The organism is Rhodoferax sp. AJA081-3, assembly GCF_017798165.1.
Classification (GTDB): Bacteria; Pseudomonadota; Gammaproteobacteria; order Burkholderiales; family Burkholderiaceae_C; genus Allorhodoferax.
Genome location: NZ_CP059068.1, coordinates 4,511,569 through 4,525,596 on the forward strand (window position 1 = coordinate 4,511,569; position 14,028 = coordinate 4,525,596).

At 59.3% G+C, this 14,028-nt stretch carries 13 protein-coding genes and 1 tRNA gene; 8 read left to right on the forward strand and 6 right to left on the reverse strand.

Annotation, left to right across the window (positions count from 1 at the left end):
* Nucleotides 1–1,734, reverse strand: a complete 1,734-nt coding sequence (pilB, locus tag HZ993_RS21135; protein WP_209394669.1) for a type IV-A pilus assembly ATPase PilB — start codon at nucleotides 1,732–1,734, stop codon at nucleotides 1–3.
* 156 nt (nucleotides 1,735–1,890) lie between these two features.
* Here pilB and HZ993_RS21140 point away from each other — a divergent pair, with 156 nt between their 5' ends.
* Entirely contained in the window at nucleotides 1,891–3,339 is a 1,449-nt protein-coding gene (locus HZ993_RS21140; protein ID WP_209394670.1) for a mannose-1-phosphate guanylyltransferase/mannose-6-phosphate isomerase, read from the forward strand.
* Between the two features lie 33 nt (nucleotides 3,340–3,372).
* On the opposite strand, the gene HZ993_RS21145 is transcribed toward HZ993_RS21140, so the two are convergent.
* Nucleotides 3,373–3,449: transfer RNA gene (locus HZ993_RS21145), tRNA-Pro, on the reverse strand.
* Between the two features lie 25 nt (nucleotides 3,450–3,474).
* Complete coding sequence (locus tag HZ993_RS21150) at nucleotides 3,475–4,404, reverse strand: polyprenyl synthetase family protein (protein WP_209398668.1); 930 nt, start codon at nucleotides 4,402–4,404, stop codon at nucleotides 3,475–3,477.
* Nucleotides 4,405–4,612: 208 nt separating this feature from the next.
* Here HZ993_RS21150 and rplU point away from each other — a divergent pair, with 208 nt between their 5' ends.
* From rplU to proB, 4 genes are all read left to right on the forward strand, one after another.
* Nucleotides 4,613–4,924, forward strand: coding sequence for a 50S ribosomal protein L21 (gene rplU, locus HZ993_RS21155; RefSeq protein ID WP_209394671.1), 312 nt, complete (start codon nucleotides 4,613–4,615; stop codon nucleotides 4,922–4,924).
* 4 nt (nucleotides 4,925–4,928) lie between these two features.
* On the forward strand, nucleotides 4,929–5,186 hold the full coding sequence (rpmA, locus tag HZ993_RS21160; RefSeq protein ID WP_209394672.1) for a 50S ribosomal protein L27: 258 nt from the start codon (nucleotides 4,929–4,931) through the stop codon (nucleotides 5,184–5,186).
* A gap of 140 nt (nucleotides 5,187–5,326) precedes the next feature.
* Nucleotides 5,327–6,397, forward strand: a complete 1,071-nt coding sequence (cgtA, locus tag HZ993_RS21165) for an Obg family GTPase CgtA (protein WP_209394673.1) — start codon at nucleotides 5,327–5,329, stop codon at nucleotides 6,395–6,397.
* Nucleotides 6,398–6,457: 60 nt separating this feature from the next.
* The gene (gene proB, locus HZ993_RS21170; protein ID WP_209394674.1) at nucleotides 6,458–7,594 is read left to right on the forward strand and encodes a glutamate 5-kinase; all 1,137 of its coding nucleotides are present in this window, start codon (nucleotides 6,458–6,460) and stop codon (nucleotides 7,592–7,594) included.
* 40 nt (nucleotides 7,595–7,634) lie between these two features.
* Here the strand turns inward: proB and HZ993_RS21175 are convergent, their stop codons facing one another.
* Both HZ993_RS21175 and HZ993_RS21180 read right to left on the reverse strand, forming a co-directional pair.
* Nucleotides 7,635–8,135 (reverse strand): CNP1-like family protein, encoded by a 501-nt coding sequence (locus HZ993_RS21175; protein ID WP_209394675.1) that lies wholly within the window; start codon nucleotides 8,133–8,135, stop codon nucleotides 7,635–7,637.
* Complete coding sequence (locus HZ993_RS21180; protein WP_209394676.1) at nucleotides 8,125–8,772, reverse strand: RNA pyrophosphohydrolase; 648 nt, start codon at nucleotides 8,770–8,772, stop codon at nucleotides 8,125–8,127. Before HZ993_RS21180 ends, HZ993_RS21175 begins: the two co-directional genes overlap by 11 nt.
* A 92-nt stretch (nucleotides 8,773–8,864) precedes the next feature.
* On the opposite strand from HZ993_RS21180, the gene HZ993_RS21185 reads away from it, so the two are divergent.
* Entirely contained in the window at nucleotides 8,865–10,607 is a 1,743-nt protein-coding gene (locus tag HZ993_RS21185) for a proline--tRNA ligase (protein WP_209394677.1), read from the forward strand.
* Nucleotides 10,604–11,260 (forward strand): lytic transglycosylase domain-containing protein, encoded by a 657-nt coding sequence (locus HZ993_RS21190; RefSeq protein WP_209394678.1) that lies wholly within the window; start codon nucleotides 10,604–10,606, stop codon nucleotides 11,258–11,260. Before HZ993_RS21185 ends, HZ993_RS21190 begins: the two co-directional genes overlap by 4 nt.
* Before the next feature lie 313 nt (nucleotides 11,261–11,573).
* On the opposite strand, the gene grxD is transcribed toward HZ993_RS21190, so the two are convergent.
* The gene (gene grxD / locus HZ993_RS21195; RefSeq protein ID WP_209394679.1) at nucleotides 11,574–11,900 is read right to left on the reverse strand and encodes a Grx4 family monothiol glutaredoxin; all 327 of its coding nucleotides are present in this window, start codon (nucleotides 11,898–11,900) and stop codon (nucleotides 11,574–11,576) included.
* 205 nt (nucleotides 11,901–12,105) lie between these two features.
* Here grxD and HZ993_RS21200 point away from each other — a divergent pair, with 205 nt between their 5' ends.
* Nucleotides 12,106–14,025: a GspE/PulE family protein gene (locus HZ993_RS21200; protein WP_209394680.1), complete on the forward strand. Its 1,920-nt coding sequence runs from the start codon at nucleotides 12,106–12,108 to the stop codon at nucleotides 14,023–14,025.
* Nucleotides 14,026–14,028: the final 3 nt, after the last annotated feature.

The following is a 14,028-nucleotide window of genomic DNA, read 5'->3' on the forward strand; positions in this document are numbered from 1 at the left end:
TTATTCGTTGGTAACGCCGAGAACTTCTTCCAATGAAGTCATTCCCAGTTTGACTTTGCTCAAGCCCGATTGTCGCAAGGAGCGCACGCCTTCCAATTCTGATTGTCGGGCGATGTCGAGTGAGCTACCGTCACGCAAAATGATGCGTTGGATTTCTTCGCTGATGGGCATGACCTGGTAGATGCCGACTCGTCCTTTGTAGCCGTTGTTGCAGGCAGAGCAGCCTACTGGTTTGTAGGGCTTCCACGATCCGTCCAATTGAGCCTCGGTGAAGCCTGCATTGAGCAGCGCCTCGCGGGGGATATCCACATGTACTTTGCAGTTGGCGCACAGGCGCCTGGCCAGACGCTGTGCGGTAATCAAAATCACACTGGACGCGATGTTAAATGCTGCAATCCCCATATTCCGCATACGGGTCAGCGTCGCTGGCGCATCGTTGGTGTGCAGGGTGGACAGCACCAAATGCCCCGTCTGCGCGGCTTTGATAGAAATATCAGCGGTTTCCAGGTCGCGAATTTCACCGACCATGATGATGTCGGGATCTTGTCGCAGGAAAGATTTCAGCGCTGCCGCAAATGTCAACCCGGCCTTTTCGTTCACGTTGACCTGGTTGACACCGGGCAAGTTGATTTCCGAAGGGTCTTCGGCAGTGGCAATGTTGACGCCTGGCTGATTCAACAAATTCAGACAGGTGTACAGCGACACAGTCTTGCCTGAGCCCGTAGGTCCCGTGACCAAAATCATGCCGTAGGGACGGCCAATCGCTTTGAGCAGACGTTCCTTTTCCTCAGGCTCGTAGCCCAAAGCGTCGATCCCCAATTTTGCGCTGCTGGGATCCAAAATCCGGATCACGATTTTTTCGCCAAATAACGTAGGCAGGGTGCTGACCCGGAAGTCGATCACACGGTCCGGACCAACTTTCAGTTTCATGCGGCCGTCTTGTGGCACGCGTTTTTCTGAAATATCCATGCGCGAGATCACCTTGATCCGCGAGGCGAGCTTGTCTTTGATGGCAATCGGCGGCGAGGCAATTTCGCGCAATTCACCGTCCACACGAAACCGCACCCGGTACGTATGTTCATAGGGCTCAAAGTGCAGGTCGGAAGCCCGCATGCTGAATGCGTCCATCAGCATCTTGTGCAGAAAACGCACAACAGGCGCGTCTTCCACTTCGGAAGCATTGGCTTGGCCGTTGTCGATAACGGCCTCTGCTGCGGATTCATCGAATTCGAAGTCACCGCCGATGATGTCTTCCATCGCTTCGGTGGCGGTGGTGGCGTTGGCATCCACCAGCTTGGACAACTTGTCGTACTCCGCGATCACCCAATCCACGCCCATTTGGGTCGAAAATTTGATCTTCTCAGCCGCTGCCTGGTCGGAAGGGTCGGCCGTTGCAACAATCAGACGGTTACTGCGTTTACTGAGGACAACAACGCGGTAGGCGATACAGATCTTGCTGTCCAAAAGTCCTTTGGGCAAGCGGTTGGTGTCCACCGCATCCAGATCCAGCAGCGGTGCTGCGAATGCAGCGGACAGAGTATGTGCAAGGTCGGCCGCGGACACGGCTCCCGAGCTCATCAACTCGGCGATGAAGCTATTCTTGCTGGAGAGCGCCTTGCGGTAGAGGTCTTCTGCAGACTTTTGCCCCAGTTTGCCCGCGGCGATCAAAGCCCTTCCTAGACCTGGGAGTGCTATGGCTTGACTGTCACGTTGTAGGGGATCGATGGTGGCCATGAACCGATTGAATAAGTCGTTTTGGAATAGACCGAAGCATCATCGCTGATTGTTCGGCCAATGTAAATCAATTCGCATCAATGTTACCTTGTCGATAGCTGCTCCCTTTGGCGCCTGTGCTAACCTTTGCGCTATCTATCCTAGAGCACCCGCGGCATGAATTCAATAGAGCAAATAACGCCAAATACCATCATTTCAGTCATTTTGTGCGGCGGTAGCGGCACCCGCCTTTGGCCCCTTTCGCGCAAAGCGTTACCCAAACAGTTTGTGCCACTGCTGCATGGGAAAAGTCTTTTGCAGTTGACCATGCAGCGTGCGTCGTTGTTGGGCAAGTCGCAGATCATTGTTGCCAGCGAGGAGCATCGTTTTCTGGTGCAGGACTGCGCCGATGCGGCCCAGGTGCATGGCACCATCTTGTTGGAGCCCGTTGCCCGCAACACGGCTGCGGCCATGGCTGCAGCGGCGCTGAATGCGCCTGCCGATGCGCTGTTGCTTTTTTTGCCTGCTGATCACCACATTCCGGATGCGGCGGCTTTTGCTGCAACCATTCGATCGGCTGTTCCCGCCGCGCAGGCGGGCTCTATTGTGACTTTTGGAGTGCAACCCAGTTTCCCCAGCACCGCGTATGGCTACATACAACAGGGCGCAGCGTTGGCGGGGCAGGGTGCGGCGCATATGGTCCAACGGTTTGTCGAAAAACCCAATGCCACGAAAGCACAAGAGTTGCTGCTGGCTGGAGGGTACTTCTGGAATGCCGGCATTTTCCTGGTTCGGGCGAGTACGTTGTTGTCAGCTTTGGAGCAACATGCGGCAGACATATTGAATGCCTGCAAGCAGGCGGTGAGGGAGCAGGCGGTCGATGGGCGCTTTTGCCGACTGGGGGCTGAGGCCTTTGCAGCTTGCCGCTCTGACAGCATCGACTACGCCGTGATGGAGAAATCTGGCAATGTGGCGGTGCTTCCGTTTGCTGCAGCCTGGAGTGATGTAGGTAGCTGGAATGCGGTGGCGGAATTGACTGCGCCAGATGACAAAGGCAATCGGGTGCATGGCAATGGGTATGCTGTAGACGCAAGTGATACCTTTATCCACGCACCCCATCGCCCCGTGGTCGCACTTGGCACACACAATTTGTTAATCATTGATACCGCCGATGCCGTTCTGGTGGCTGACGCGGGGCATGCAGAACAGGTTAAGACGGTAGTTGCACAGCTGGAAGCCGCCGGTGTACCGCAGGCCCTTCACCACCGCCATGTCGCACGCCCTTGGGGCATGTATGACAGCGTGGATTCTGGCGAGCGTTTTCAGGTCAAACGCATCGTGGTTAAGCCGGGCTCATCGCTCAGCCTGCAGATGCACCACCACCGTGCGGAACATTGGATTGTGGTCAGTGGCACCGCGGAGGTCACCAACGGGGACAAGGTCATGTTGTTGACTGAGAACCAGAGTACCTATATTCCACTGGGTCAGGTTCACCGTCTATCCAATCCCGGAAAGGTGCCGTTGGAGATCATCGAGGTGCAGTCTGGATCGTATCTGGGTGAAGATGATATCGTCCGTTTGGAGGATACATACGGTAGGCTCGTAGCCCCCGTAAAGCAAGGATAGTTTGCTATATTTTAAGTAGCATTGATCCAGAATTGGTCGGGGTGAGAGGATTCGAACCTCCGGCCTCTACGTCCCGAACGTAGCGCTCCACCAGACTGAGCTACACCCCGCGTGTAGGCCGTGCCGGGGCAAAAATCAGTGGTTTCTGTCCAGCAGCTGGGAAGCCAATTGTACTAAACAGTCCCTGTGTGGCCCCTCTGGCAGCAGCTGCGCGGCGTTGATGGCGCGCTTGGCCTCTTGCTGTGCTGCGTGTCGCGCAATGTCCAGCGCCCCAGTCTTTTTGACGATAGTGATGACCGCATCCAGCATGCCCACATCACCCGTTTCGATCGCCTGCTGAATGGTTTGGCGCTCCTGGTCGGTACCGCGCTGCATGGCGGCGATCAGGGGAAGTGTCGCCTTGCCCTCGCGCAGGTCATCACCCAGGTTTTTACCCATGATGGAGGCGTCGCCGGTGTAGTCCAGCACGTCGTCAATCACTTGGAAAGCGGTGCCCAGCGCCTGCCCATATTCGGCGCAGGCTTCTTCCATGGCTGTGTTGGAACCCGACAAGATGGCGCCCACCCGGGCACTGGCCTCGAAGAGCTTGGCTGTTTTGGAGCGGATCACCTGCAGGTAACCGGCTTCGTCGAGCCCGGCGTTGTGCATGTTCATCAACTGCATGACTTCGCCTTCAGCGATGATGTTGGTAGCGTCGGCCAGTACGGCCATGATGCGCATGCTCTGCGAATCAACCATCATCTGGAAGGCGCGGGAGTACAGGAAGTCTCCAACCAAGACGCTGGCCGGGTTGCCAAATTTGGCATTGGCGGTGGGGTTGCCCCTGCGCAACGCGGAGTCGTCCACCACGTCGTCGTGCAGCAGGGTGGCGGTATGGATGAACTCCACGACAGCCGCCATGTTGAAGCGCTGATCACCCGTATAGCCCAGTGCGCCACAGCACAGCAGCAGCAAAGCAGGACGCAGGCGCTTGCCACCCGCAGAGATGATGTACTGGGAGACGTTGCCCACCAGGGGCACGCCGGAATCGAGTCTGCGTGCGATCACCCGGTCGACCTGGAGCATGTCCTGTTCGACGATGGAAAGACCGTTTGATGCGCCGGTTGTAGTGGCTTGCAAGGCAGTAGGGCAGTTTGTTAGTTGGTGAATTGTATAGAAGGCTGGGCCGCTGCCTGGGCGCCTGCAGGCCCAATTTGACGATTTTGGCCTTCAATGTTATACTCATGGGCTCTGCGAAAATTCGTTTGCAGAATCTCACATTGAAGAGGTCAATATGTACGCGGTCATAAAAACCGGCGGTAAGCAATATCGTGTTGCTGCTGGCGAAAAAATTAAAGTAGAACAGATTGCTGCGGATGTAGGCCAAGAGATTGTGATCGACCAGGTTCTGGCTGTCGGAAACGGCGCTGAACTGAAGGTTGGCACACCCTTGGTGTCCGGCGCAACTGTTACAGTCACTGTACTGTCTCAGGGCAAGCACGACAAAGTGCGCATTTTTAAGATGCGCCGTCGCAAGCACTATCAAAAACGTCAAGGTCACCGCCAGCTGTTCACTGAACTGCAAATCGGCGCCATCGTAGGATAAGGTCATGGCACAGAAAAAAGGCGGCGGCTCTACGCGAAACGGGCGCGATTCAAAGCCCAAAATGCTCGGCGTGAAGAAATTCGGCGGCGAACTGGTTAGCGGCGGTGCGATCATCGTGCGCCAGCGCGGTACCAAGTTCCACCCTGGCACCAATGTCGGCATCGGCAAGGATCACACCTTGTTTGCCCTGACAGAAGGCCATGTTTCTTTCACCACCAAGGGTGCATTGAACAAACACACGGTGAATGTGACTGCAGCCTGATCTGCGGTGACCCTCCCCAAGAAACCCTGCGCTCCACCAGCGCGGGGTTTTTGTTTTCAGCCCACTGTATTTAAGTTCAGAGCGCGAAGTTAGCCTCCAACACAACCCGCAAACGGGTTGTCATCTGCGAAAATAGAACCATGAAGTTCGTCGACGAAGCCTTTATTGATATCTCTGCTGGAGACGGCGGGGCGGGCTGCGTCTCGTTTCGCCACGAAAAATACAAAGAGTTTGGCGGCCCCAACGGCGGCGACGGCGGCCGTGGTGGCCACGTGTTTGCGGTGGCAGACCCCAACCTCAACACCTTGGTCGATTTTCGCTTCTCGCGCCGGCACGACGCTAAGCGCGGCGAACACGGCATGGGCTCCGACATGTTTGGCGCCGCAGGTGACGACATCACGCTCAAAATGCCGGTTGGCACCATCATCACCGACGCCGAAACTGGCGAAGTGCTGTATGAGCTGCTGAACCCGGGCGAGGTCATCACCATCGCCAAGGGCGGTGACGGCGGCTTTGGCAACCTGCGCTTCAAGAGCGCCATCAACCGCGCGCCCCGCCAGAAGACACCCGGTTGGCCTGGCGAAAAGAAGAGCCTCAAGCTCGAACTGAAGGTGCTGGCCGATGTAGGCCTGCTTGGCATGCCCAATGCCGGCAAATCGACCTTCATCACGGCGGTGTCCAACGCCCGTCCGCGTATTGCCGACTACCCTTTCACCACGCTGCACCCCAATCTGGGTGTGGTGCGCGTTGGCCCAGAGCAAAGTTTTGTGGTCGCCGACTTGCCCGGCCTGATCGAAGGTGCGTCCGAAGGCGCTGGCCTGGGGCATTTGTTCCTGCGTCACCTGACCCGTACACGCCTGCTGCTACACATTGTGGACATGGCGCCGTTTGATGAAGGCGTGGACGTTGTGGCGCAGGCCAAGGCCATTGTCAACGAGCTCAAGAAATACGACACCGACCTGTACAAGAAGCCCCGCTGGCTCGTGCTGAACAAGCTGGATATGGTCGACAAGGACGAGCGTGTGGCCCTGATCAAGGACTTTGTGAAGCGTTTCAAGTTCAAGGGCCCGGTGTTTGAGATTTCGGCTCTGACACGTGAAGGCTGTGAGCCCCTGGTCAAGGAAATCTACAAACACGTCAAGGCACAACAGGTGGCCGAACAAACGCCCGAGGTCATTGACCCGCGTTTTGTGAATACCCCGGACGCCTGATCAACTTACTATCAAAATAGTAGCTGCCTACGCAATGCAGACGGGGGCTACAGCCCAAAAATGCTAAAACTGTCTAGTTCTACGGTGTTGCGTGACGCCAAACGTGTGGTGGTCAAGGTGGGCTCCAGCCTGGTGACCAATGATGGCCAGGGCCTGGACGAAGTCGCGATTGGCGAATGGTGCCGCCAAATGGCCCACCTGATGCGCGACGGCCGCGAGGTCATCATGGTGTCCAGTGGCGCCATTGCCGAGGGAATGAAGCGATTGGGCTGGACGGTGCGCCCCAAGGCCATCCAGGAACTCCAAGCAGCGGCCGCAGTCGGGCAGATGGGCCTGGCCCAGATGTACGAGACCAAGCTCAAGCTCAACGGCCTGGGCAGCGCCCAGGTGCTGCTGACGCACGCTGACCTGGCCGACCGCGAACGTTACCTCAATGCCCGCTCTACACTGCTGACCTTGCTCAAGCTGGGTGTAGTGCCGGTCATCAACGAGAACGACACTGTCGTCAACGACGAAATCAAGTTTGGCGACAACGACACGCTGGGTGCCTTGGTGGCCAACCTGGTTGAAGCCGACGCGCTGGTCATCCTGACCGACCAGAAAGGCCTGTTCACGGCCGACCCACGCAAGGACCCATCTGCCGAATTTGTGCACGAAGCACGGGCCGGCGATGCGGCGCTGGAGGCCATGGCCGGCGGCGCAGGCTCAAGCCTGGGTCGCGGCGGCATGATCACCAAGATTTTGGCCGCCAAGCGTGCTGCCGGCTCGGGAGCTTCCACCGTTATCGCCTGGGGTCGCGAGCCCGACGCGCTGATCCGGCTGACCCAGGGTGAGGCCATAGGCACGCTGCTGGTAGCGCAGACACAAAAACAGCAGGCCCGCAAACAGTGGATGGCCGATCACTTGCAATTGCGCGGTGCGGTGGTGGTGGACGATGGTGCCGCCGTCAAAGTTCGCGCGGAAGGCAAGAGCCTGCTGCCCATTGGCATGGTGCAGGTGGAGGGCGATTTTTCACGCGGCGACGTGATTGCCGTGCGCGACGCCAGTGGTGCCGAATTGGCCCGCGGCCTGGCCAATTACTCCAGTTCCGAGGCACGCCTGCTGTGCCGCAAACCTTCGGCGGATATCGAGAAACTATTGGGCTACGCAGCGGAACCCGAGATGCTGCACCGGGACAACCTGGTGCTGACCCGCTAGCCGGGTTCTTGTGCTAGCGATTCGGCTGCCTATTCCTGGCTCAGTCGAACGGTTTTCTGCCCCGCGCCAGCGCTCGAATGGTGTCTTCGCGTTTGGCCGAGGTGCGGCCATCACAACCGCCCTGCTTGGCGATGGCGTAGGCATGGCGAGAGGGCAGGTTGTCGGTCAGGGCCCTCCATTCGGGTTGTTTGATCGCCACCCAATTGCCATTGGCACCAGCCCTGGCATAGGTCTTCACCTCGCCTTTGGTGCACAGAATGCCCTCGTACGCGGCATTGCTGGTACCTGAGGCATTGCGCATCACCACGACATACCGCACCACGCCGTCATTGGCCCCCACACTGACGCTAGCAGGGTCAACGCCGACCTGCAGCGACACATAGTGGGGCATTTCGATAGGAATCAGCTTATCCATGGAATAAGCCGGTGGAGGAGGTGCGCTTTCTTCGGTCCATTCCGGCACTTCTACCGGTGTCTGGGCGCCCACACAGGCCCCGAAAAGGGTGAGGCCAAGTGCCCAAAAAATACGATTACATGCCATGGTTGCGTCCGTGGTGCGGATCTGTAGTGTTGGTGCCCGGATCGGGCTCAAACGAGGCGCCAGGCGGCAGTTGCATGCCCGGCGGGTGGTCGCCAGGCGGATGATTGCCGTCCGATGGCTCGTGCGGGCGGTGGCCTTGGCGTAAAAACCGGTTGCGCGGTTCATGGCGCGGCAGGTAACGTGAGAGTTCGGTCAGGGCGGTTTCATAGACCCCCCGCTTGAATTCCACTACCGCGTCCAGAGGGACCCAATAGTCGTTCCAACGCCAAGCATCGAATTCGGGGTGGTCGGTGGCGCGCAGGTTCAAGTCCCAGTCGTGCCCCAGCAATTTGAGTAAAAACCAGATCTGTTTCTGGCCTTTGTAGTGGCCGCGCGCGTCGCGGCGGATGTAACGGTCCGGCACCTCGTAGCGCAACCAGTCTCGGGTGCGGGCAACTATGCTGACGTGCTCCGGGTGGAGCCCCACTTCCTCGTGCAACTCCCGCATCATGGCCTGCTCGGGCGTTTCGCCCCGGTCAATGCCACCCTGCGGGAACTGCCACGAATGGGTTCGTATGCGTTTGCCCCAAAATACCTGATTTTTCTGGTTGAGCAGGATGATGCCGACGTTGGGCCGAAAGCCGTCCCGGTCAAGCATAATCAAACCCCAATTTTTAAACTTCGTTCATTATGCACAGCAAGCGCCGTGTATCAAGGGGCGAGGGCCTCTGAAGTTTCGCGAGTGACCCCATGAAAGCATCCCAATTTTTCATTTCCACCCTCAAAGAGGCGCCTGCCGACGCCGAAGTCGCCAGCCATAAGCTGATGATGCGCGCCGGGATGATCAAAAAGCTGGGCGCCGGCATCTACACCTACATGCCCATGGGTCTGCGCGTGATCCGCAAGGTGGAGGCCATCGTGCGGGAAGAAATGAACCGCGCCGGCTCCGTGGAGCTGACCATGCCGGTCATCCAGCCGGCCGAACTGTGGCAGGAAACCGGCCGCTTCACGAGCAACGGCCCGGAGTTGCTGCGCATCAAGGACCGCCACGACCGCGATTTTGTGGTGCAGCCGACCAGCGAAGAAGTGATCACTGACATTGCGCGCCAGGAGATCAAGAGTTACAAGCAGCTGCCCAAGAATTTTTACCAGATCCAGACCAAGTTCCGCGACGAGCGCCGCCCCCGCTTTGGCCTGATGCGCGGCCGCGAGTTCACCATGAAGGACGCCTACAGCTTCGACCGCGACCTGGACGCCGCAAAGAAGAGTTACGACACCATGAGTGGCGCCTACCGCCGTATTTTTGACCGCTTTGGCCTGCGTTACCGAGCGGTGGCGGCTGACAGCGGCGCCATTGGCGGCGATATGAGCGAAGAATTCCAGGTGATTGCCGACACCGGCGAAGATGCCATCGTCTACTGCCCGGACAGCAGTTACGCTGCCAATATGGAAAAAGCCGAGGCGCTGGCGCCTGCCGGCCCCCGTGGTGCCGCCACCCAAGCCATGGCCAAAGTGGCCACGCCGGGCAAAAGCACCTGTGAAGATGTCGCTGCGCTGCTGAATGTGCCACTGCAGACTACCGTCAAATCCCTGGTGCTGGCCACCGACGCGAAGGACGACAAGGGCAATGTGGTTAAAACCCAGGTCTGGCTGCTGCTGCTGCGCGGCGACCATGACATGAACGAAGTCAAGGTTGGCAAGGTGCCGGGTCTGGCCGATTTCCGGTTTGCAACGCTGCCCGAGGTGGAAGAACACTTTGGCTGCAAACCTGGCTACTTGGGCCCTATCGGCTTGCAAAAGCCGGTCAAGATGGTCGTGGACCGCGAAGTGGCGGTCATGGCTGACTGGATCTGCGGTGCCAATGCCGAAGACTTTCACACCACCGGCGTCAACTGGGGCCGTGACCTGCCCGAGCCCGAGCTGGTGGCCGACCTGCGCAATGTGAAGGCTGGCGACCTGTCGCCAGACGGCAAGGGCGTGCTCAACATCGAGCGGGGCATCGAAGTGGGCCACGTTTTTGTGCTGGGCACCAAATACAGCAAGGCCATGAATGCGACCTTCCTGGGCGAGAACGGCAAACCCCAGTTCATGGAAATGGGTTGTTACGGCATCGGCATCACCCGCTTGCCCGCCGCTGCCGTGGAGCAGAACCACGACGACAAGGGCATCATCTGGCCCGACGCGCTGGCGCCGTTCACCGTGGTGTTGTGCCCCATCAGCCCGGACCGTTTCCCCGAGGTCAAGGCCGCCGCCGAAACGCTGTACGCTGACCTGCTGGCCGCCGGTGTGGATGTTTTGCTGGACGACCGCAACGAGCGCCCGGGCGCCATGTTTGCCGACTGGGAGCTGATTGGTGTGCCACACCGTGTCACGATTGGTGACCGCACGCTGAAAGAAGGCGTGGTGGAGTACCAGCACCGCCGCGACAGCGAAGCCACCAAGGTGCCCGTGGGCGAAATCGCGGCGCTGGTCCGCGGCAAACTGACGGCATGAGTGCTGAGGACCCAAGCCCACTGAACGCCAACGTCTCACGACGAATCTGCCTCTTGCCCCCGTTGGTAGCACTTGGGTTGCTATCAATCCAGGAGCAATCCTGGGCCGGTGCGCAAATAGAAGAACCATTGATTGACTCCGTGCGCACGGCGCTGAGTAGCGCGGTGCGCAATGCCGCGCCCCCCATCCCCGAGTTCAGCAGTACAGAGCAACGCCTGTATTACCTGCGCTGGTTGGGTGCCATGAGTGAGCGCTTGGCGAAGAAGAAAAAGGATTTTGAAACCCGCAAGGAGTTTCTGCAGACCGTCTGGTACGAGAGCAAACGCGCCGGTTTGGATGTGGCCTTGGTGTTGGGCCTGATCCAGGTGGAAAGTAATTTCCGCAAGTATGCGGTGTCGGTGGTGGGTGCCCGCGGGTATATGCAGGTGATGCCGTTCTGGACCCGGGCGATTGGCGATGGGGATGCCGGAAGGCTGTTCCATATGCAGACCAATTTGCGCTTTGGCTGCGTGATCCTTCGGCACTACCTGGATCGGGAGAAGGGTGATCTCTTTCTGGCGCTGGGGCGGTACAACGGGTCGCGGGGGAAACCGCAGTACCCGGATGCGGTGTTTGCCAACAAACGTCTTTGGGAGTTTGTTCCGACCAAGTAGGTTGCTACTTTTCGTGGAGGATCAGTTGGGCTGCACGTTTTGCTTCGTGTCCCCCGCCCGCTATGCGGGCTCCTCCTTTACCTACGCAAAACGCACATCCCAACTGATCTGGGGTGCGGCGTGGTTCACGCGCCAGAAGACCAACAGCCCCTCAAGCGTCGCGCTCCAACACGCCAGTGTCAGGCATGGGGTGGGTGTTCTGCGGAGGTAAAGGAGGAGCCCGAAGGGCGGGGGACACGGAGCAGAACAGCCACCCCATGCCTGATGCGTGCGAACGCAGTGACCGCTGCAAGCTGCGCAGCGGGGTTCAAACTCAGGCTGAAGGCGTACCCAGTGCCTGCTGCAACTCCCCGTTCTCGTACATCTCCATCATGATGTCCGATCCACCAATGAACTCACCCTTGACGTACAGCTGGGGAATGGTCGGCCAGTTGCTGTAATCCTTGATACCGGCGCGGATTTCGTCGTCTTCCAGCACATTCACGGTCTTGATGGACTTGGGGTCCACGCCGCAGGCCTTCAGAATCTGGATGGCACGGCCCGAAAAGCCGCACTGGGGAAAGCTGGCATTGCCCTTCATGAACAGCAGAACTTCGTTGTTCTTGACCAGCTCATCAATGCGTTGTTGTGTGTCGCTCATGGCAATCGCTCCAAAAAATAAGCAATTATCCCAGACCGCCACACCGCCCGAGACTTTGTGCGCAGAAGGCCATTGGCCGCGCGCGTGTTTCTGCGCACAGGAATGGATGGGCACCAACCCGGACTATTGAGCCAGATCAAGCCCAAAAAGCGATCGCAGTGCGACGATGGACCTGTGACCAAACCACTGAAAAATCACCCCACCCATGACTGAACCCGATTTCGAGCTCCCGCACGATGTTCTGCTGGGGGGTGATTTTTCACGCCGACTGGGCCAGCACGGTGCTGCCGAACCGGTACAGACCACCGCCCCGGCACCGCTTGACGGCGGCGGGGCGGTGTTCACCCCCCAGCAAATGGGCCTGGTAAGCAGCCTGGAGTCCCTCCTTGAATTGTTGCGCCAGGGTGTTTTCAGTGTGTTGCCGCTGGAGAGCACGGGCCCGCTGGAACAGGGTGCCGGCCACACCAGTTTGGTCGAAGGGTTCAAGGCGCGCAGCCAACATCCCCTGGAAGACTCCGCCGAACTCGCCGCGCGGGTGTTGTCGCAACTGCCCAATGCAAGCACCGCCCACCCCACCCAGCAGGACATCAACAACACGTTGCGCGTGGCCGGTGTGCTCAACCGTGTGCCGGTGGTGGAGCTGGCGGAGTTTGAACCCCAAACCCCGGCGCTGGAATGCCTGCCGCTGGACGTGGCGGCCCGCCTGAATGTGCTGCCGCTGCTGCGCGAGGGCGACCTGCTGGTGGTTGCGCTGGCCGAGCCCCTGGATGCCGAGCAGCAACACCTGATCCGCTTTGTGACCCAGTGCCGTGTGGTGGCTGTGTTGGCCACACACGATGGCATCCAGCGCGCGATTGGCCGCTGTTATGCCAGCCACGACGATGCGGACGAACTGGACTCCCTGGCCGTGGGCGAAATCGGTAGCGGCTCCGAAGAGGACGAGATGCGCATCTGGAGCGAGGCCGAGGCACTGGCCCGCCAAGCCCCCATCGTGCGCCTGGTCAACAACCTGCTGGCCGATGCGGTGAGCCGCCGGGCATCCGACATCCACATACGGCCAGGCCAGAAAACCTTTGAGGTGTTGTACCGCATCAACGGCACCCTGGTCTCGGTGCGCACCCTGCGCCGGGCGCTGCTGCCACCGGTGGTGGGGCGCATCAAGATCCTGGCCAGCATGAACAGCGCCGAACACCGCCTGCCGCAGGACGGACGCATCCGCATCACCGAAAACCATGCCGGTATTGACCTGCGTATTTCCATCATCCCCTCGCAGTTTGGCGAAAGTGTGGTGATCCGCATCCTGGCCCGCACGGCCGAGATGCGCAGCCTGGATGCCATTGGTTTCGAAGCCGCAGACCTGGCCCGCCTGCGCGACCTGCTCAGGCGCAGCATGGGCATCGTGCTGGTGACCGGGCCTACCGGCTCGGGCAAGACCACCACGCTGTACGCGGCCCTGCAAGAGGTGGTGCGCCAGAACGTGAACATCATCACGGTGGAAGACCCTATCGAATACGAACTGGAGGGGGTGGTCCAGATACAGGTCAACCCGGCCATTGAGTTTGGCTTCCCGACGGCGCTGCGGCACATCCTGCGCCATGACCCCGATGTGATTTTGATCGGGGAGATGCGCGACTACGAGACGGCCAAGATTGCGGTGGAGAGTGCATTGACCGGCCACCTGGTGTTCAGCACCCTGCACACCAATGACGCTCCCAGTGCCCTGGTGCGGCTGATCGAGATGGGGGTGGCACCCTACCTGATCCGTTCGGCAGTGATTGGTGTGCTGGCCCAGCGCCTGGTGCGTACCAACTGCCGCCATTGCCGTGAAGTGGAGCCGGTGGATGCGCTGATGCGTACCAACCTGGACCTGGGACCTGAGGAGGTGTTTTGGCGCGGGGTTGGCTGTGAGCATTGCCACGGCACGGGCTTCGCGGGCCGCCAGGCCATCTATGAGCTGCTGGTCATGGACAAACAGTTGGCCGAACATGTGGATGTGGGTGTGTCGGCCGATGTCTACCGCGACAGCGCCTTGGCCAGCCGCATGCACAGCCTGCCGGCCAATGGCATCAAGCTGGCACGCACCGGGGCGGTGTCGCTGGCGGAGATCTACCGGGCCTGTATGTAGTCA

Coding starts and splice junctions, on each gene's coding strand:
- pilB (WP_209394669.1), bottom strand. CDS start 1,734: ATGGCCACCATCGATCCCCTACAACGTGACAGTCAAGCCATAGCACTC.
- HZ993_RS21140 (WP_209394670.1), top strand. CDS start 1,891: ATGAATTCAATAGAGCAAATAACGCCAAATACCATCATTTCAGTCATT.
- HZ993_RS21150 (WP_209398668.1), bottom strand. CDS start 4,404: ATGCTCCAGGTCGACCGGGTGATCGCACGCAGACTCGATTCCGGCGTG.
- rplU (WP_209394671.1), top strand. CDS start 4,613: ATGTACGCGGTCATAAAAACCGGCGGTAAGCAATATCGTGTTGCTGCT.
- rpmA (WP_209394672.1), top strand. CDS start 4,929: ATGGCACAGAAAAAAGGCGGCGGCTCTACGCGAAACGGGCGCGATTCA.
- cgtA (WP_209394673.1), top strand. CDS start 5,327: ATGAAGTTCGTCGACGAAGCCTTTATTGATATCTCTGCTGGAGACGGC.
- proB (WP_209394674.1), top strand. CDS start 6,458: ATGCTAAAACTGTCTAGTTCTACGGTGTTGCGTGACGCCAAACGTGTG.
- HZ993_RS21175 (WP_209394675.1), bottom strand. CDS start 8,135: ATGGCATGTAATCGTATTTTTTGGGCACTTGGCCTCACCCTTTTCGGG.
- HZ993_RS21180 (WP_209394676.1), bottom strand. CDS start 8,772: ATGCTTGACCGGGACGGCTTTCGGCCCAACGTCGGCATCATCCTGCTC.
- HZ993_RS21185 (WP_209394677.1), top strand. CDS start 8,865: ATGAAAGCATCCCAATTTTTCATTTCCACCCTCAAAGAGGCGCCTGCC.
- HZ993_RS21190 (WP_209394678.1), top strand. CDS start 10,604: ATGAGTGCTGAGGACCCAAGCCCACTGAACGCCAACGTCTCACGACGA.
- grxD (WP_209394679.1), bottom strand. CDS start 11,900: ATGAGCGACACACAACAACGCATTGATGAGCTGGTCAAGAACAACGAA.
- HZ993_RS21200 (WP_209394680.1), top strand. CDS start 12,106: ATGACTGAACCCGATTTCGAGCTCCCGCACGATGTTCTGCTGGGGGGT.